Source organism: Vallitaleaceae bacterium 9-2 (genome assembly GCA_038396585.1).
Lineage (GTDB): Bacteria > Bacillota > Clostridia > Lachnospirales > Vallitaleaceae > UBA1351.
In genome coordinates, this window is the sequence record CP121691.1 from 3,505,112 (window position 1) to 3,523,329 (window position 18,218).

Annotated in this window: 16 protein-coding genes; 3 read left to right on the forward strand and 13 right to left on the reverse strand. The window is 38.6% G+C overall.

The window, feature by feature from the left end:
- Positions 1-4: 4 nt before the first annotated feature.
- Positions 5-853, reverse strand: a complete 849-nt coding sequence (locus QBE53_15935) for a DegV family protein (GenBank protein ID WZL81266.1) — start codon at positions 851-853, stop codon at positions 5-7.
- Between the two features lie 149 nt (positions 854-1,002).
- Here QBE53_15935 and QBE53_15940 point away from each other — a divergent pair, with 149 nt between their 5' ends.
- On the forward strand, positions 1,003-3,987 hold the full coding sequence (locus tag QBE53_15940) for an S-layer homology domain-containing protein (protein ID WZL81267.1): 2,985 nt from the start codon (positions 1,003-1,005) through the stop codon (positions 3,985-3,987).
- 107 nt (positions 3,988-4,094) lie between these two features.
- Here the strand turns inward: QBE53_15940 and QBE53_15945 are convergent, their stop codons facing one another.
- The 7 genes from QBE53_15945 to rhaB form a co-directional block, all read right to left on the reverse strand.
- Entirely contained in the window at positions 4,095-6,104 is a 2,010-nt protein-coding gene (locus QBE53_15945; GenBank protein ID WZL81268.1) for a beta-galactosidase, read from the reverse strand.
- A 44-nt stretch (positions 6,105-6,148) separates the two neighbouring features.
- Positions 6,149-7,186, reverse strand: a complete 1,038-nt coding sequence (locus QBE53_15950) for a LacI family DNA-binding transcriptional regulator (protein ID WZL81269.1) — start codon at positions 7,184-7,186, stop codon at positions 6,149-6,151.
- 70 nt (positions 7,187-7,256) lie between these two features.
- The gene (locus QBE53_15955; GenBank protein ID WZL81270.1) at positions 7,257-8,063 is read right to left on the reverse strand and encodes a carbohydrate ABC transporter permease; all 807 of its coding nucleotides are present in this window, start codon (positions 8,061-8,063) and stop codon (positions 7,257-7,259) included.
- Positions 8,060-8,944: a sugar ABC transporter permease gene (locus tag QBE53_15960; GenBank protein ID WZL81271.1), complete on the reverse strand. Its 885-nt coding sequence runs from the start codon at positions 8,942-8,944 to the stop codon at positions 8,060-8,062. The genes QBE53_15955 and QBE53_15960 overlap by 4 nt, the downstream gene beginning before the upstream one ends.
- A gap of 15 nt (positions 8,945-8,959) precedes the next feature.
- Positions 8,960-10,297 carry an extracellular solute-binding protein gene (locus QBE53_15965; protein WZL81272.1) on the reverse strand — a complete coding sequence of 446 codons (1,338 nt, stop codon included), beginning with the start codon at positions 10,295-10,297 and terminating at the stop codon, positions 8,960-8,962.
- Between the two features lie 305 nt (positions 10,298-10,602).
- The gene (rhaA, locus tag QBE53_15970) at positions 10,603-11,871 is read right to left on the reverse strand and encodes an L-rhamnose isomerase (GenBank protein WZL81273.1); all 1,269 of its coding nucleotides are present in this window, start codon (positions 11,869-11,871) and stop codon (positions 10,603-10,605) included.
- A gap of 1 nt (position 11,872) precedes the next feature.
- Positions 11,873-13,327 carry a rhamnulokinase gene (gene rhaB, locus QBE53_15975; protein ID WZL81274.1) on the reverse strand — a complete coding sequence of 485 codons (1,455 nt, stop codon included), beginning with the start codon at positions 13,325-13,327 and terminating at the stop codon, positions 11,873-11,875.
- 310 nt (positions 13,328-13,637) lie between these two features.
- Between rhaB and QBE53_15980 the strand changes: the two genes are divergently transcribed.
- On the forward strand, positions 13,638-14,219 hold the full coding sequence (locus QBE53_15980; protein ID WZL81275.1) for a hypothetical protein: 582 nt from the start codon (positions 13,638-13,640) through the stop codon (positions 14,217-14,219).
- 64 nt (positions 14,220-14,283) lie between these two features.
- Positions 14,284-14,556: a hypothetical protein gene (locus QBE53_15985; protein WZL81276.1), complete on the forward strand. Its 273-nt coding sequence runs from the start codon at positions 14,284-14,286 to the stop codon at positions 14,554-14,556.
- A 93-nt stretch (positions 14,557-14,649) separates the two neighbouring features.
- Here the strand turns inward: QBE53_15985 and QBE53_15990 are convergent, their stop codons facing one another.
- The 5 genes from QBE53_15990 to QBE53_16010 all read right to left on the reverse strand — a co-directional run bounded on the left by QBE53_15990 (position 14,650) and on the right by QBE53_16010 (position 18,009).
- On the reverse strand, positions 14,650-15,138 hold the full coding sequence (locus QBE53_15990; protein WZL81277.1) for a methylglyoxal synthase: 489 nt from the start codon (positions 15,136-15,138) through the stop codon (positions 14,650-14,652).
- 86 nt (positions 15,139-15,224) lie between these two features.
- A complete protein-coding gene (gene pfkB / locus QBE53_15995; GenBank protein ID WZL81278.1) occupies positions 15,225-16,157 on the reverse strand; it encodes a 1-phosphofructokinase in 933 nt (310 codons plus the stop codon).
- Positions 16,158-16,196: 39 nt separating this feature from the next.
- Positions 16,197-16,523 carry an L-rhamnose mutarotase gene (locus QBE53_16000; protein ID WZL81279.1) on the reverse strand — a complete coding sequence of 109 codons (327 nt, stop codon included), beginning with the start codon at positions 16,521-16,523 and terminating at the stop codon, positions 16,197-16,199.
- Between the two features lie 50 nt (positions 16,524-16,573).
- On the reverse strand, positions 16,574-17,338 hold the full coding sequence (locus tag QBE53_16005; GenBank protein WZL81280.1) for a DeoR/GlpR family DNA-binding transcription regulator: 765 nt from the start codon (positions 17,336-17,338) through the stop codon (positions 16,574-16,576).
- A 176-nt stretch (positions 17,339-17,514) separates the two neighbouring features.
- Positions 17,515-18,009 carry an aminoglycoside adenylyltransferase gene (locus QBE53_16010; protein ID WZL81281.1) on the reverse strand — a complete coding sequence of 165 codons (495 nt, stop codon included), beginning with the start codon at positions 18,007-18,009 and terminating at the stop codon, positions 17,515-17,517.
- Between the last annotated feature and the right edge of the window lie 209 nt (positions 18,010-18,218).

An 18,218-nucleotide genomic window follows, 5' to 3' on the forward strand; every position in this document is an offset into this window, starting at 1 on the left:
CAGCTTACTTTAACCAATATGCAACGCCTACACTCCCCGGTCCTACGTGTGTCCCTATGACCGGTCCTATCGACTGCACCTTCACTTTAATTCCCAGTTTTAGCCCAATCTCCTCAGCTATCTCCTGACCTTTATCTTCACAGTTTATATGATGGACAATGATACCACCAAGTTCTCTATCCGATACATCTTCATAAAGTTTGTTCAAAATCAAATCGATTGCTTTTTTTCGCGTTCTTACCTTTCCAAAGACCATGGTCTGTCCATTATCTACCGTAAGGACAGGTTTTATATTAAACAAATGTCCCAAAAGCGCCGCTGCTCCGCCTATTCTTCCGCCCTTTTTTAGATACTCAAACGTCTCTGGCGTAAACAAAAATCGACTATTATCAATAACATGCTCCATAGCACCTAAAACCTCTTTTAGGCTAGCACCTTCACTTGCTTTTTTTGCTCCCTCATGTGCTGCAAATCCAAGCTGCATTGAATTCGTTTTGGAATCCAATATTTCTATTTCAGCCTCCGGATACTTTTCTAACAGCTGTTCTTTAACCATCGTTGCTGTTGCAAACGTTCCGCTCATCTTAGACGACATAAAAACTGCTGCGACTTGTTCATTTTGAAGTATATGTTTTTCAAAAAGGTTGACCATCTCATCTAAAGAAGGCTGTGAAGATTTTGGGAATTCTCCACATTGCTCCATCTCTTGATAAAACTCTTCATTTGTCCAATCTAATTCCCGTTTATTCTTTCCATTTAAAAGTACATTGAGGGATAAAATATCTATCTCGTATTTTTTTACTAACTCTTGTGATATATATGATGTACTATCTGTTATAACTTTTACAGGCATATTTACTTCCTTCCACTTTTAATATTTACTCTTATTATAAAGCAAAAAAACATTTTATGTTATTTTTTTCTAAAATCGCTTATAATTTCATGATATAATACATATATATATTTTTTCTTAAAATTTTTTTAAAATTAGGGAGGGTTTTTATGTATCATAAAAAACGCATTTCATTTCTACTGGCATTTCTATTAATCTTTTCATCTTTGAGTTCATTCGAGGTATTACATGCACAAGCAACTCCTTATTATGGAATTGACATCTCCTCCGGGCACTCAAGCCCCTTTGACATCATCTTTTCCGATGATAATAAGTTATATGTCTCTGAATATTCAGGTAGCAAAATACTCCAAATGGACAAAACCGGCAGTAACAAAAATGTCTTTTTCTCTTCGACTATACAGCCCCTAGGCATGACTTTCGACAATGCCGGAAATCTATACATAGCTGAACATTCAAATCGTAAAGTCAAAAAAATTGACCCTAGTGGTAATTCTTCAATCCTATTAGATACCGGGGTCTTATTAACCGGAATTGCAATTGATAGCCAGGATAAACTCTTTGTATTAGATTATCAAAACGGCAATATTATAAAGATGAACTCTGATGGTACAGGCAATGAAATATTTGCGTCTGGTTTTAGTAGTCACTCGATTATAGGTCTTACTATCGATTCTAACGACAATCTATATGTATCTTCACGCAATTCACAAAGCGTATTCAAAGTTACTCCTGACGGTACAAAAACTGAATTCATCACAAATACCGGCTTTATCAATGAAGTTAAAGTGGGTAAAGACGGATTTTTGTACGTACCCAACTCCAATACTAGAACGATCGACAAATATGATCTTAACGGAAGCAAACTCGATTCCTTTAATGCTAACTCTTCTGATGTATGGGCTATCGCAGTCGATACGGATGGTTCTATATATTATTCTGATTCGTCATCCATCAAACGACTTATCGGATCAGCTAATACCATCGATACAACGCATATTAAAATCAAACTAAATAAAACTATGGTTAGCGGTGCAGCTGACCCTAATGCTTTTACATTAAGTGGCGCTTCATCTAATCCCCAAATTATTGAAGCCCTCGTAGCAGATAATGAAATCACCCTGACACTCGACGCTAAACTTACCTCTTTTGATACTAATCTAATCCTAAGTTATAACCAAACCGGTATAGATGATTTGACCGTTGCTGAAACTTCTCTTAAGTTTTCTGATTTTGCCAATATGCCTGTTGCGAATTATATATTAAGAGTAATGAATGTTGCGAATATTCCTCAGATTAATGTTGAGAACGGAACCCCTTTAAACCAGGTACCTCTACCGACTATTGTCACGCTAAACATTAGTGACTATTCATCGACAACATCTGCTGCTATCTCCTGGGACAATGGAACGCCTGTATACTCTCCAACCCAAGCCGGAACCTATGCTTTTACAGGTACTTTCGCAATAGCCGATCCTAACATCTCAAATCCAAATGATCTCAAGGCACATGTTAACGTTGCCGTCGGCGAAGTCCCGACACCTAATATTGATTCTATATCTCCACTATCCGATATTAGCGTATCAAAAGGAACGCTTGCAACTTCAATCAACTTTCCTTCAACGGTTAATGTAAACTTAAGTAACTCAACAACAACAAGTGCTGCTATATCTTGGAATACAAACACTCCCGATTATAAGTCTGATACTCCGGGAACTTACTATTTTACAGGCTCTATAGAGCCTTCTGCTGAGTTTTTAAATCCCGGAAATCTAATGGCAGGCATAAATGTTATCGTTAAGCCAGCACCCAGCAAAGGTGGCAGTTCATCCTCAGATACTTCTACACCTAAAAATACTGTCATAAAGATTAATAACGAGAGTTTTAATATCGGTAATGAGCAGATTCATACCCAAAACGGTATAAGAACTGTAGACATCTCCGTATTAACCGATTCTGTCACAAAAATTATTGATGAACGGATAAAAGACTCACAAAATACAGAACTTCAAGCAGACAATACGATTGAAATTATTGTTCCTGATCGTTCAGCCGCAAACTCAAACATATCCCTTACCGGAGATATTGTAAAAAAACTTGAACATAATAACTTTAACATTTTAATCAGCCGAGAGGGTATCTCTTACAATATACCCGCATCCATGTTAGACGTCGATTCTATCGCCCAGCAGATGACATTAGATACTGATGAACTTCAAAAAATAGAATTTGATATTCAAATTAACAAAGCCCCAAAAGAGAATCAGCTTTTAATGCATGAAAAAACAAAGGAAAAAAATGCAAAAATACTTATTGAGCCTTTAGAATTTAAAATTTATGCCTCTTCCGAAAATAATAGCTTCCCACAAAAAATAGAGGTCAATAGATTTACTAATTATGTCGAAAGAGTTCTACAAGCGCCCAAAGATTCTCTCGCCGAAGATATCTCTACCGGTATTGTATTTAACGCAGACTATACATATAACCCAGTACCTACAGCCTTATTCACCAAAGATAATCAGCTTTATATACGAATCAGCGCATTAACAAACTCAACTTACTCCGTAATAAATAACCCTGTCAGCGTTAGCCTACCCGAGAATCACTGGGCTCAAGCTACCGTTGAGAATATGGCGTCTCGTTTGATTTTGCCTGACCCAAAAAACTTTGACCCTGACAAACCAATAACTCGAGCTGAGCTTGTCGAATATCTGACACGTAGCCTTGGAATATATAGAGCCGATACTTCTACAGAATCTATGTTTACAGATATCGACAAAGAAAACCCACACTTTGCAGCAATCGTTATCGCAAACAACTGGAATATAATCAATGGATATCCAGATTCTACCTTTAGACCCGATGCGCTGGTGACAAGAGAAGAAGCGATGATCATGTATGCAAATATTATGGATGTTGCCAATTATACGAACCCATATGAGGATTCAGCTTCAATGGACACCTCGGATATTGCTAAGTGGGCACTTCCATCTGCAATCAAAGTAACCAACGCTCGAATATTTACCGGAAGAAATGCCACTACATTAGACCCAAAAGAAAACCTGACACATGCAGAAGCTTTGGCAGCCATTGAAAAGTTTTTGCATAGCGCTAATCTAATCACCGAACATTAAGAACAAAGCTAAAGTAGGACTTTCCTATAGAATAAAAAAAGGGGCGCATCGAAATTTTCTATTCGATACGCCCCATATTATTGGACTTACTATAAGATACGATTTTTCTAGACTAACATCAAAACCATAACGGTATTAGGATTAAGTTCAACCTTACCACTATATGTCTGTCCATCTAGCAAATTATGGTATGTACTTCGCTCCAAATCAACCCTTCCAGATTTTACAGAAAAATTGATAATAAAATAATACGTCCCTGATTCATTTTTTCTTGTTCTAATCTCAACTTCCCCTTCAAATGCAAAAGGCGATGTCACATGCACTTTTTTACACACCGAAGCTACCAACTCCTCCAGATAGCTTTCATGTACTTGTGTGCCAATGTAATAGGCTTCTCCTTTTCCAAAGCCATTAAGCGTTACCGCCGGCATCTGCGCATAAAAGTCCTGCTCATAAACTGCAATGGGTTGCGCCCCTTCTAACCGGATGAGATCACATAAGAATCCACACGGGTAACTTCTTGATTCTCCCATGCCATCCACCCTTCGAATCCTATTATTTTCCTCTGGTCTTAGTGCATCGATTTCTTCAACCCACATACCAAGGACACGTTTTAGCGGACCTGGATATGCTCCATAACTGCAATGATCATAGACATCTACATATCCCGTCATATATGTTGCAATAAAAACTCCGCCTGCTTCTACAAAAGCTTCTATTTTTTCTGCCAATGTTTCCTCAATCATATATAATAGCGGTGCAACAATTACTTTATACTTAGAAAGATCCGAAGTGACCTTTAACATATCCACGGATATGTTTTGCTTATAAAATGCATCGTAGTAGTAATGCACCTGTTCAAGGTAATTCATGTCTTTGGTCGGTCCACTAGCAAGCTCAAGCGCCCACCAACTCTCCCAATCAAACAAGATTCCTACATCTGAATGTGTCGTTGCACCTCTAAATGTCCCTTCCAGCTTTTTTAATTCAGCACCTAGGGCACTTATTTCTTTGTAAATGCGAGTATCTTTTTTTCCACTATGAGAGATAAATGCTCCATGATACTTTTCTTGCCCAGCAATCGATTGTCGCATTTGGAAAAACAGACTACTATCGGATCCATGTGCCAATCCTTGATATGCGATTTTTCTTACTTCCCCCGGTCGCTTCAACTTATTATAAGGCTGCCAGTTTTGCTGATTAGGGGATTGTTCCATAACACAGTACGACTTTCCATTGTTTGCCGCCCGCATAATATCATGCTTCATCGCCGGAAAGCTCCATGCATCTGTTGGCGCCGGATAGTTATCCCAACCGGCAAAATCCATATGTGGCACCATCTTAAACTGATCGATTTTTTTGATGAATCCTGAGATATTGGTAAAGACCGGCAGATGTGGCGTCTCTGATTTTACAATTGTCGCTTCATTATTAAAGCATTCAATGGTTGAATCCGTGACAAAACGTAAATAGTCCAGCTGGATAACCGGATTAAATCGATAGTCATCATTGAGTTGCGTCGGCAACATCACTTCATCAAAATCCGTTAATGTCCTCCCCCAAAAAGCAGTATTCCACTTGGTGTTTAACGCTTCCAACGATCCATATTTTTCTTTTAACCATACTCTGAATTTTTTTTGACACGTATCACAATAACAATAGGTTCCATATTCATTCGCTACATGCCAGCCGATTAGCCCCGGGTAATCTTTATAGCGCTTAGCCATTGCCATTGCTATTGCTGCCGCGCGCTCTCTATATTTTTTGCTATTCACACAGAAAAAAACACGCATACCATGGGTACGCTTTCGCCCTTGAATGTCTACCGGAAGTACTTCAGGGTATTTTGTAGAAAGCCAAGCCGGTTGAGCACTAGTCGGCGTCGCCAAAAAGACATAAATCTTATGCTCCCAAAGTATCTCCAAAATCCTATCTAACCACTTAAAATCATATACCCCTTCTTCCGGCTCAAGCTTCGCCCATGAAAACACAGGCAAAGAAACCGTGTTAACTCCCGCTTCTACAAGAAGTTCCATATCTTCTCGCATTGTTTTTTCATCCCATTGATCCGGATTATAATCTCCGCCAAAAAGAATGGATTGATTTATATCATTCATAATACACTAACTCCTTTGTCTACTCCAAAGAAGCCATCGACATCTTATACACGTTGCATAACACTCTGGCGCTGAATGAGGGTGGTTTTCATCTCAACTTTTTGTATCCCGTCAAAAACATCTTCTAACTTACCTTCAATCTTATTGGCAAGCAAATTCACTGCCACACATCCAATGGGATACTTTGGCGTTTGAATTGTTGTTAATGCAGGGTCAATCATTTGCGACAAAGAGATATTATCAAAACCAACCAGAGATACGTCTTGTGGAACTCTATACCCAATTTCTCTAAGCACTTTTGTCGCCCAAATCGCCACAATATCATTATCAGCAAAAAAAGCAGTCGGCATAGACGACAATTGGCTCAGTTGCTTTTTCAACTGCAGATACAAATCATCGCCGCCATGGGTAGTAAAACTGAGTATATGTTCTTCATTTAGCTCAAGCGCATTCTCACGAACCGCTCTTAAAAAGCCGTAATACCGTTCCACAAAATTATTTGCATTACCTTCAATATGCAAATAGCCAATATCTCTATGTCCCATATTTACCAAATGTGTTATTGCCAAATCCACACCTTGTTCATTATTAATCGCCACACAGTCCATGTCTTTGTTCTCCATGTAGTTATCAATAATAATCGTCGGCACATGCATATCTGTAAACAGCTTCATCTGTTCTTCTATCATTTCCGTTGCCAAAATCAGCAACCCATCAATTTCCTCTTCGCGTATTCGCGCCACTTCATTTACTATCGACAGACTATCGACATATGCCACCATTAGTTTATATCCGCAGTTTTTCACCTGGCATTCAACGCCTTCGATGATTCCAGAAAATATCTGAGAAAAATACGGCGATTCTTCAACTTTTGCCACATTTTTACGATAAACCAAAAATAGTACTGTCTTCTTTTCTTTTGGACTATCTGCCATTAAGTTTTCGCACCCATACTCTGTCAGTGCATCTAAAACCATTTGCCTTGTTTTTTCACTAACACCCGGTTTATTATTTAAAACTAAAGAAACACTAGCAGGTGAAATGCCAAGCTTTTTTGCCAAATCTTTCGCTTTCATTGCCATATATTCATCTCCTAAATTCATCTAAATATTTTAAATAATTTTAGCATTATTTATCCGGTATGTCTAGCGCTTATTTAACTGACCCAATAACCCCTTCAACAAATTGTCGTTGCAACAAGAAGAAGACAAGCACTGTCGGTAATGTTGATATAACAATTCCAACCATGATGATGCCATAATCCGGATTAAAGCCTGCCGCTAAATTTGACACCGTGAGCGGCAAGGTAAATTTTTGATTGCTTTGCAAGGCAATTAATGGCCACATATAATTATTCCAACTTGCCATAAATGCAAAAATTGCAGCCGAGGCATATGTAGACTTCATCATGGGCATAAAAATCTTAAAAAAGATTTGGTATTCTTTACACCCATCCACTCTTGCTGCCTGTATCGTCTCAACAGGAAATGCATGGGTGTTTTGTTTAAAATAAAACACCAAAAACGGCGCACCGATTGCCGGTAGAATAATCGCCAAGTAATTATTCAACAAATTCACACTTGCAAACATGCGAAACATCGGAATAATCCTTGCAGCAAAAGGAACCATCATTGATGCAATAAGGACCATAAATATTATATTTTTTCCTTTGGATGGAAAAATCACAAAAGCATAGCCAGCTAGAGAACACACAATCAATGATGTAATGGTAATAACAACCGCCAACTGCGTTGAATTCCAAAACGCTCTTCCGATATCTGCTGTTGCAAAAGCTTTTCTCACATTGTCAATCAACGCATAACCAAAGGTCAGTTTTCCCATCGTAATATCCTTAGAATAGTTCGTTATGCTTATCAACATCCATATAAATGGAAAAATCGAAATAAATGAGACAACACTCAGCACTATATGTTTTATTCCATAGTTTATTTTTTTCATCGTTCTTTCATGACTCCTTTCTGCACCAACGTCAGTACAACTACAATAAGAAATACTACATAGGATATCGCCGCCGAGTACCCATAACTTGGAACATAATTAAACGATAGGTCATATATGTATTCTGATATTGTCCGCGTTGCATTCCCCGGACCTCCATTGGTCAGATTCACTACCTCATCAAATAACTGAAGCGTTGAATTAAGCGCCATGACACTTGTTAAAAACACAATAGGCTTTAACATGGGCACGGTAATTTTTAAAAATTGTTGTCGACCACTACATCCGTCAAGTTGTGCCGCTTCATAGATTGAACCATCAATATTTTGCATTGCCGATAAGTAAAAAATCATATAGTAACCGGTATGCCTCCATACCAAGGCTATAATAATAATCACTCGCGCCCAAAACGCATCCGTTACAAATCCAATCGGACTATCAATGACCTGCAAAGATATCAACAAGTTATTGACCAAACCATCCACCGCAAAAATATTTTTAAATAAAATCGCATAGGACACAAGAGATGTAACACAAGGCAAAAAGATGCAGGTGCGATATATCCCTCGCCCTTTTAGCCCAGGATCATTCAAAAACGTTGCTAAAAGCAATGCCAAAAATAGCATGACAGGAATTTGAACAATGGCATAAAAGAGCGTATTTTTAATTGTCACCCAAAATGTCGCATCACCTAACATACGTTTATAATTGCTAAAGCCATCAAAGGTTAAGTTTGCTCCTTTTCCCGTCTTAAGCGACAAGAAAAAAGCTTGTACCATTGGGATATAACTAAATACGATGATAAACAATGCTGCAAGTAAAATCATTGACCATCCGATAAGTATTTTCTTTTCTTTTGTCTTTAGTTGAAACCGCACCACATCTAGCCTCCTAAATTACTCCTGCACCATTTGATTAAACTGATCGTTAGCCGCCTCTAATGCTGACTGAACATCATCTCCATCTAAAATTCCCGGCATAACCGCCAAAATAGCCGCTTGCGCCTCCGCTGTATAAACCCCTGTATCTACCGCCGGTATCTCAGATAACCACGTCGCTAACGTTTGATTAACTTTCATATTTCCAAAGAAGGGATCCTCTGCACCATAAGCTTCTACCGTAGCTGCAGGCAAATACGTACCCATGATGTTTTTTTCTGTCAATAAGGTATTATACAATTCGTTGCTGGATGCAAATGTATTTTTTAAAAAGTCTGCAGCAACATCTGCGTTTTTACTGTCAGCCAAAACAAACCAGCTTGACCCACCTTGATTTGATTTATTTGTTGCCCCTTCTACACTCAATCTTGGAATCGGCGCCACTTTCCACAGCCCGCTTTGATCTTCGCCTGCCTTGATTACACTCGAAATCCATGAGCCACGAATTACACATGCCACTTCACCGCCATTAATTGCTCCTGTAAATCCTGTCCAGTCACTTGCAATTTTTACAAATCCACTATCATTTAATCTTTTAAATATATCTATAGACTCTTTTAATGCTGCATTCTCCGAAAAATTCGCTTGTCCTGAAGAATCTGTATACCAAGTCCCTGCCGATTGAAGCATAATTTGGAATTCTGAAATATCATTGGAATTATAGGTTTGTAACAACTTCCCATTTTCTGCTAGTTTTTCACCTAAAGCAAGATACTCATCCCATGTCAAATCTTGCATTTGTTCTTGTGTATACCCTGCCTCTTCAATATAATCCGTACGGTAAAATAAGCCCGCAACGCCTGTATCAAACGGCACTCCATATCCTACGCCTTCATATGACAACATATCTTTTTTATACTTTGCAAATGTATCATAATCAATTACTGCGTCCATCGGTTTAAACGCTCCCGGATAGGCCATCAAATACCCCTGCACAGCTAAGTCACTAATAATCACAATGTCTGGCAAGTCCGTCGTCACTCCAGATGCTAGCGTCGTATGAATTTTTTGTAGACAATCTGCTTTTCCCATTTCTACAAAATTAATTTTTGCCCCTTCATATAACTTATCTGCCTCTTCCATGGCTAGACCGTTAAATGAAGCATCCCATCCCCATACAGTAAGTTCAACTGCATCTTCTTGTTCTTCATTTTGCACTTGATCTTTTGCATCTTGTTCTGAACTACTATCGCCAGTTACATCTGTATCGTCGCCTTCAACACCTCGACTGCATCCGGCAATCATTGACACAGATAAAACTAATGCAAAAAATAACACCCAACTTTTTCTTCTCATAAAATCCTCCTGTTTAATAAATTCCTTTAAATAGTTTTAAATAATTTAAGTTTAATTCATTTAATATTATATACAAATTCAGTTGGTCAGTCAATGCTTTTTCGTCTATTTTCCACACTTTTTTCAATAAAAAAAATAAAAACCAAGCATTTAGCTGGTTTTTTCACTTAATTTTAAAATATTTTTCTTCTTTATTTAATTTAAATTTAATTAATTTAACTCTTATTTAGTTTTATAACAGAACAAGAAATGGATATACCAATGTTACTTTGGCATATCCACTTGATGAATACCTAATTTACTTTTTATCCTCTTTTTAATAGAACGTCTTGTTCATATTTTTTCACTTCATCCAACCAGTCCAGTCCTACCGGTACCCCTTGTTGCATACAGTAATAATCCCATACCGCTTGCCATGGCATTGATTTTAACTCTTCGAGCATGGCAAGACGTGTCGTAAAGTCAAAGTCTACTTCTGCAGATTTTAGCGCATCAAAAGGCTCAACAAGGGCCATTAGCAAGGCTCTAAACATGTTGCGTGTTCCAATGGTCCACGCGGCTACACGGTTGATACTCGCATCAAAGAAGTCCAATCCGATATGAACGCGGTCTAATAAGTCGCCACGAACAATCTCTTGGGCAATTGCCATCAACTCATCATCAAGAACGATTACATGGTCACTATCCCAACGTACCGGACGGCTCACATGGAGTAACAACTCATCAACAAACAGGCTCATCGCTGAGAGTTTGTTTGAGATCACTTCTGTCGGATGGAAATGCCCAGCGTCTAAGCAGACAAGGACATCATTTTTGACGCCGTATCCCATATAAAACTCATGGGATCCGACAACATAACTTTCTGAACCGATACCAAAGACTTTGGACTCCACCGCATCCAGGTGATATTGTCGATCGATTTTTTCTGTCAAGATCTCATCCAATGACTCTTTGAGTCGTTTTCTAGGTCCTAGACGATCTGCTGGAATGTCTTTGAATCCGTCCGGAATCCAAATATTCATTACCGAAGGTGTTCCAAGCTCTTGACCAAAGTACTCGCTAACTTTTCGCGAGCGCTTAACGTGCTCAATCCAGAAGTTACGAATCTCTGCATCCGGGTGACTAAGCGTCATTCCATCGTCTGCTTTTGGATGCGAGAAAAGGGTTGGGTTAAAATCCAAGCCCAAATCATTGGCTTTTGCCCATTGAACCCAATTAGCAAAATGCTTTGGCTCGATTTGGTCACGCTCAACGGCTTGTCCGTCTGTTTCAAGATATAGAGCATGAAGGTTAACACGCTTTTTCCCCGGAATCAATGAAAAAGCTTTTTCCATATCTGCACGAAGTTCTTGTGGTGTTCTCGCCTTTCCCGGATGATTTCCTGTCGCTTGAATACCGCCGGACAACTCGCCATCCGGATTTTCAAATCCGCTGACATCATCACCTTGCCAACAGTGAACAGATACAGGAATCGTCGCCAACGTCTTTAATGCCGCGTCTGTGTCGACACCCATTTCTTTATACATCTGTTTTGCAATCTTATAACTTTCTTCAATTCTTTGCTTATTTAACATCTTATAACCTCCTAAATTTATCCCATTGTTTTTCTATACCATCATATGTTTTTGGTTCAAATTTTCGAATATCAAAAGAGTCCATGACAAGCTTCCTCGCCTCTGTCAATGAATCTAGGGCTCCATTGGTAATAAACTGCACCAACAAGTTCCCAATAGCTGTTGCCTCATCCGGTCCTGCATACACATCGCATCCTGTAAAATCTGCACAGAGCTGGTTAAGTAATAGGTTTTTTGAACCGCCGCCAATAATATGAATACGCTTAATCGGCACATCATAGACTTCACCTAGCTGCAACAGCACTTCCTTATATTGAAAAGCCAAGCTTTCAAAGATACACCTAGCAATCTGTCCCGGTTCACTCGGAACGTTCTGCCCTGTCTCCCTACAAAAGGCTTGAATCTCTTCAATCATATTATCAGGATTTAAGAAGCGCTCATGATTAGGATTGATTAGACAGCCAAAAGGCTCTACTTCTTCAGCAAGCTCAACCAGTTCAGCAAAACTGTATTGGTAGTCATAGATTCGCTGGACCTCTTGAATTAGCCATAGCCCCATGATATTTTTAAGCACGCGATAGGTATTATATACACCACCTTCGTTGGCAAAGTTATATTGTCCGGCAAGTTCACTGGCTATGGGTGCATCACTCTCCACACCCATCAAGCTCCATGTACCCGAACTAATATAAGCAAACTCTTTATCGACAGCCGGCACTGCCGCAACGGCTGAACCTGTATCATGTGTTGCCGGCACGACAACATCCATTTTATCGAAACCTGTTTTGTCTAAAATCTCTGCCTTGACTTCTCCAAGCTTAGACCCAGGGGCAATCGGATCTGCAAAAATCGCACCGTCAAACCCGGTCACTTTGACAAGTTCTTCATCCCATGTGTTGGTATGAACATTCAACAGTTGCGTTGTCGTCGCATTCGTATACTCTATGGATGTCTTCCCCGATAACTTATAGTGCAGATAATCAGGAACCATCATGTATACCTTGGCATTTTCCACATCTTCAGGATGCATTTTATAGTGTTCCTTAAGTTGATATAAGGTGTTAAACTGCAAAAACTGAACACCGGTTTTTTCATATATCTCGTCTCGTCCGATTTCTTCAAAGACCTCTTCCATGGTGTGATCTGTTCGATGGTCTCGATAAGCATAAACCTTACGAATCAACTCACCTTGTCGGTCTAACAAGGCATAGTCCACGCCCCATGTATCTACACCTATTGATGATACGCTTGGATAGATTTCATATACTTTCTTCAATCCATCTTCGATTTGTTCAAACAAACCGTCCACATCCCAACGGTCATGTCCGTCAATATGTGTCATTGCATTTTTAAAGCGATGCAATTCTTCAAGTTTTAATTTTCCGTCTTCAATAGTGCCTGCAATCAGTCGTCCACTAGATGCACCAATATCGACAGCAATACATGTTATTGCCATGCTCTTGTCCTCCTATTCATTTAAATCACTTTAATAAAAGTATAACAAAAAAAGAAACCTCTGCCATTAACATAAGGCGAGGTTTGGACTGACAAAAAAAGAGGTCTTGGTGATTTGCCTGCCATTCATGACATCAAAAGGTACCGTTCATTACATTATCTTTTTATTCTTAAAAAAACATGATATGGTGTGTGTAGTTTAGTCGACAAACTTATTTAAAGCTAATTTAGCCTAACATGGGAACTTTTAAATTCAAATATCTAATGGAGGATTTTATGAAAAAAGATTAATTACATTCAGTTTAGTTTTTATGTATTTATTTATTGCAACAATTCCAACCCACGCAAAAATTATTTTAAAAAACAACTTAGCAAATGATCAAAGACAAGAACTAAATAACATTTTATCAAATGAGGCAAAAAATATAAATTATCTAACCGAAGGCGAGTATTCATGGGATATAATAATTGATGGCGAGAAACAAGGAAGTGTAACTATAAAAAACGAAAAAAATATAGACGAAATTTTAATACAGCCACTTGGTAATTATAATGTCTCTGATGGAGATTGGACTACAACGTATACCTTTGATTTAGCTGTAAATGGAGAGATTGTCTTAAAATCACACTACACTATTACTGATCCTGCATCAAAGATAACTCCAACAGGAACCGATGATTATTTAACGCCTCCAATAGGCTATTCAGACGATGGGCACTCATCATATTACACAAAATATAGTGACACTCAATTTATGTCCAAAGGTACCTATAACATTAAATTATTTAACATTAATTTGCCCCCAACATATACAATACAAAGTAATTTCCTCTTAATTCCGGGCGGAGATGCATCAGGTGACAATCTCAATGTTGCAACTTTTGTTAATTAGCAAATAACTTTTATATTGATATGTAGATGCACACACATGATCACGAGGAGGGAAATCATAAATTATGACTTTTACAAGTATTTTAGAATTATCCTTTTTAAGTTCATTACCAGCAATCATTTTTTTAGTATTGGCAATATTAATTGCAGTTACCTTGTTAATAATTTTGTATTTTTCTCAAAAGATCAAAAAAAATCATTTCCTTCTATGGATAAAAATATTTGCAATAATATTTTTGGTTGTCTCTTTCGGTTTTATAGTGGCAAATCTTTTATCCCCACCAAATGCAATTATAAACGAACATGCCATGATGTTATTTAATGGATATTACCTGTGATTTGAAAATTTTGAATAAAACAACTTACCTATAGAACAAAAAAGCACTTCCGTGAAAGCCGTCTCTATGAGCGGTCTAACGAAGTGCTTTTATCTATTCGTTCAACAAAGTTTCTGAACGATCTTTGATGTTTTTATGAAAATTAATGATAGTTCGATCATAGGTTTCATTCATAAACGTTGATGTTATGAAGAAGTCTGCTGATGCGCGATTATTCGCCATGGGAATGTCATATACCTGAGCAATTCGAAGCAAGGCTTTCACATCCGGGTCATGGGGTTGAGCGGTGAGTGGATCAGAGAAAAAGATGACCATGTCGATACGTCCTTCGACAATCTTTGCTCCAACCTGTTGATCTCCACCAAGGGGTCCACTGTTATACCCTTTGACCGGCAAGTCAACATGCTCTGAAATCATACGCGCTGTTGTTCCTGTCCCACATAAAAAGTGTTTTTTTAATGTATCATGATGCTCTTTACACCAGTCAATCAAGTCTGCCTTTTTGCTATCATGGGCAATCAGGGCAATGCTTTTTTTCTTTTCCATCGTTAACGTAATCATATCTGGATTAATTGGATCCATATGTTACCTCCTGTTCTCACATATCGTGATCTATAATGTCGTGTATTCAGTCACACACTAAGTATACATGAGAAGCGAAATGTCCGTCAACTAAAAGATTCCTCCATCAGGTGCTCGGTTCTTCGCATAGCTTCTTGCAAATCAAGCTTTGGATAGCCTTCAACCTCAATCGTTAAGGACGAACACGCCGAAGCAAAAGCCAGGCTCTTATCTAACCCCATCTCATGGATCAATCCATAGATAAACCCTGCAACCATAGAGTCCCCTGCACCAACTGTACTTACGACTTCTGTCGGATAAGTTCCTTGACGATGCATCGTGTCTCGCGTCACCACCAAGCTACCTTCTTTTCCCATGGACACAACCACAATCTCAACCCCATATTGATCAATCAAGTCTCGCGCCGCTGTTACAATCTCTTCCAGCGTTGTAAGCTTACGATTAAGGGCATTTTCCAGCTCATGAATATTGGGCTTCACCATAAAAGGTCGCCCTTTTAGCCCTTCAATCAAGACATCATCATCCGCATCAATCACGACTCGACACATATGACCATAGCGTCTAGCAATCTGACCGTACATGTCTGTCGGCATCCCTTTTGCCAACGAACCACCCATCACAAGATAATCACTATCCTTGGCCGCTTCGTCAATCATCGCAAAGAGTTCTTGTATGTCTTTAGCAGACACTTCAAGACCTGCTTCGTTAATATCTGTGGTCTGATTTTTGGCCCGTTCTACAATTTTCATGTTGGTACGGGTATAGCCCGCCACCGATAAATACTCTAGCTGCATGCCATCTTTTTCAAAAAACTCCAGTACTGCCTTTTGATTATCTTGACCTAGGACGATAACATGCTTGGTCTCGATACCAAACCCACCAAGAATACGTCCCATATTAATCCCTTTGCCGCCTAAATCCTCTCGAAAATGTCCGACACGATTTACCTTACCATAGTCAAGTGCATCCACTTGAATCGTTTTGTCCAAAGCCGGGTTAAATGTAATCGTTGTAATCATTAAACTCATCCTCTCCTTTAGGGCATACCCTTAGGAAAATCACTTCAAGTAGAAGACCTCACGCATAGGCGTAATCGGCTCAGCCTCACCAAAGTCAAAGCTACCCTTAACCATCTTAGACGTAATCGCATTCCAACGTTGACACGGTTCACTTTGATCAATATAGGCAAATGCTTTTTCTACATCATCACACTCAAACACATAAAAAAACTGGTTACCATTTTGAAAAATTGAATAGTTTTTAAATCCTGCTTTTGTGTGTTCATCAAGAATCTCTTGCCAAGGCTCTAAGTGCATCTTTACGTATTCCTCTAAGGCTTCTTCTTTTATTTCCCAAGTCCATGCAAATTTATTACTCTTTTCCATTATACTATACCTTCCTTTTTTTGTATTCTATTCCACACATTTCCTGTGTATTATTTTGCAATGATCACACGTACACCTTGATCATCAAAGTAGTTCTTCCATGATTTATCTAATGGGTATTCGGTAATCACTGTATCAATCGCATCCGTCTCAATAATGCGCACCAAGGCTGACTGGTCAAACTTGGACTCATCGATGACCAAAATAGCTTCTTTGGAATTGGCAATCATATGACTCTTAAGCTCTGCCAAGGATTCTCGCGAATCCATCATCCCCCGCTCCTTTGATATCCCCTTGACCGAAAAAAACATCTTATCCGCATAATAGTGGTCAATAAATCTTGCTGCCATCGGTCCCTCAAAAGACAGGGTCTGGTCATTGAGGTTGCCCCCGATGCCAATAAGATGAATGTGCGTATACTGGCTCAACTGGTGAATCGCATTAAGAGAGTTGGTTATTACCGTAATACGCTTGGTCATATCCACTTGCTTAATAACCTCTAGAGCAGATGTACTAGCATCTATAAAGATAGTCTCACCATCTTCAACTAATTCAGAAGCATAGGTTGCAATCAAACGCTTTTGGTCCATATTTACTTTTTCTCGATCTGAGTAAGGCAGGTCATCGGACACCAGGTTGTCTAATACCGCACCACCATAGGTCCTCTTTAAAACCCCTTCTTTTTCCAGTTTTTCCAAGTCTCGACGCACCGTTTCCTCTGTGACTTCAAACTGTTCACTGAGCTCATTGACCCGCACCGATTTTTCCTTTTTGATCATCTGGACAATTTCTTTTCTTCTCTCGATTGGAAGCATCGCTGTCTCCTCTTCTCACAGACAAATCTGTGTTTTTCTTTTTTTCTCTGTGTTTATTATACATCCTTTGTCTGTTTGATGCAAGAAGAAAGAATTTCAAGCATGCCTTCTTGATAGAATAAAACAAAAGAATAAAACCACCTTATAAAATGATGGTTTTGAGTGAATTGATGCGTTTATACTTTTGATATATTTTCAAGAACGGAAAGGTCATGCTTATCTTTATCTCTTAATTCATAACCTGAATGAAAGAGCTTTTGTCCCTCTAGTGATATGCACGGAATTGTCTTTTCTAAAAACAATGCCGTACCAAATATTTCTTTGTCAAATTCATACCATCCACCTTCTAAATCTGCTTGTTTTGCACTTCCATCCTCATTGAGAACAAATGGATGTATATCTAGGTAACCATATTGTTCACTATACAACTCAATTCGAACCGGTTTCCAGTCAGTATCCACTTTATATCCATATTCTAAAAGCATATCCAACAATTTTTCTGTCTGTGTAGCATCAAAGTCTATATCAATATCTCTATGTATTCTTGTTTGTCTTCCTGCCAATAGGTCAACACCCCATCCACCGTCAATCCAATATGTTATACCTCCGTCTTCTAACAGGTTGATGACCGCCATCAAATCTTCTTGTGTTGTTACTGATTTTTTATCCATATAAATACTCCTCTACGAATCTCCCTTAATATTTGCTTATTATATGTTTAACTTTCTGTAATATGAATATTGTAACACTCGGATGTTACTTTTTATACCTCTCCTTTACAGATTGCAATTATTTTTAACCCTCTCGTCTATTAGAAAAGGCAAAAAAGGGGGCTTATACCGGTGTATCAAGGCACAAAAAAGAAGTACCGATCACAAGT

What these genes read in the sequence shown, in the direction of transcription:
- rhaA (WZL81273.1), bottom strand. Translation starts at nt 11,871, where the DNA reads ATGTTAAATAAGCAAAGAATTGAAGAAAGTTATAAGATTGCAAAACAG.
- QBE53_15980 (WZL81275.1), top strand. Translation starts at nt 13,638, where the DNA reads ATGTATTTATTTATTGCAACAATTCCAACCCACGCAAAAATTATTTTA.
- QBE53_16000 (WZL81279.1), bottom strand. Translation starts at nt 16,523, where the DNA reads ATGGAAAAGAGTAATAAATTTGCATGGACTTGGGAAATAAAAGAAGAA.
- pfkB (WZL81278.1), bottom strand. Translation starts at nt 16,157, where the DNA reads ATGATTACAACGATTACATTTAACCCGGCTTTGGACAAAACGATTCAA.
- QBE53_15945 (WZL81268.1), bottom strand. Translation starts at nt 6,104, where the DNA reads ATGAATGATATAAATCAATCCATTCTTTTTGGCGGAGATTATAATCCG.
- QBE53_16010 (WZL81281.1), bottom strand. Translation starts at nt 18,009, where the DNA reads ATGGATAAAAAATCAGTAACAACACAAGAAGATTTGATGGCGGTCATC.
- QBE53_15950 (WZL81269.1), bottom strand. Translation starts at nt 7,186, where the DNA reads ATGGCAATGAAAGCGAAAGATTTGGCAAAAAAGCTTGGCATTTCACCT.
- QBE53_15935 (WZL81266.1), bottom strand. Translation starts at nt 853, where the DNA reads ATGCCTGTAAAAGTTATAACAGATAGTACATCATATATATCACAAGAG.
- rhaB (WZL81274.1), bottom strand. Translation starts at nt 13,327, where the DNA reads ATGGCAATAACATGTATTGCTGTCGATATTGGTGCATCTAGTGGACGA.
- QBE53_15965 (WZL81272.1), bottom strand. Translation starts at nt 10,297, where the DNA reads ATGAGAAGAAAAAGTTGGGTGTTATTTTTTGCATTAGTTTTATCTGTG.
- QBE53_15940 (WZL81267.1), top strand. Translation starts at nt 1,003, where the DNA reads ATGTATCATAAAAAACGCATTTCATTTCTACTGGCATTTCTATTAATC.
- QBE53_15990 (WZL81277.1), bottom strand. Translation starts at nt 15,138, where the DNA reads ATGGATCCAATTAATCCAGATATGATTACGTTAACGATGGAAAAGAAA.
- QBE53_15985 (WZL81276.1), top strand. Translation starts at nt 14,284, where the DNA reads ATGACTTTTACAAGTATTTTAGAATTATCCTTTTTAAGTTCATTACCA.
- QBE53_15955 (WZL81270.1), bottom strand. Translation starts at nt 8,063, where the DNA reads ATGAAAAAAATAAACTATGGAATAAAACATATAGTGCTGAGTGTTGTC.
- QBE53_16005 (WZL81280.1), bottom strand. Translation starts at nt 17,338, where the DNA reads ATGCTTCCAATCGAGAGAAGAAAAGAAATTGTCCAGATGATCAAAAAG.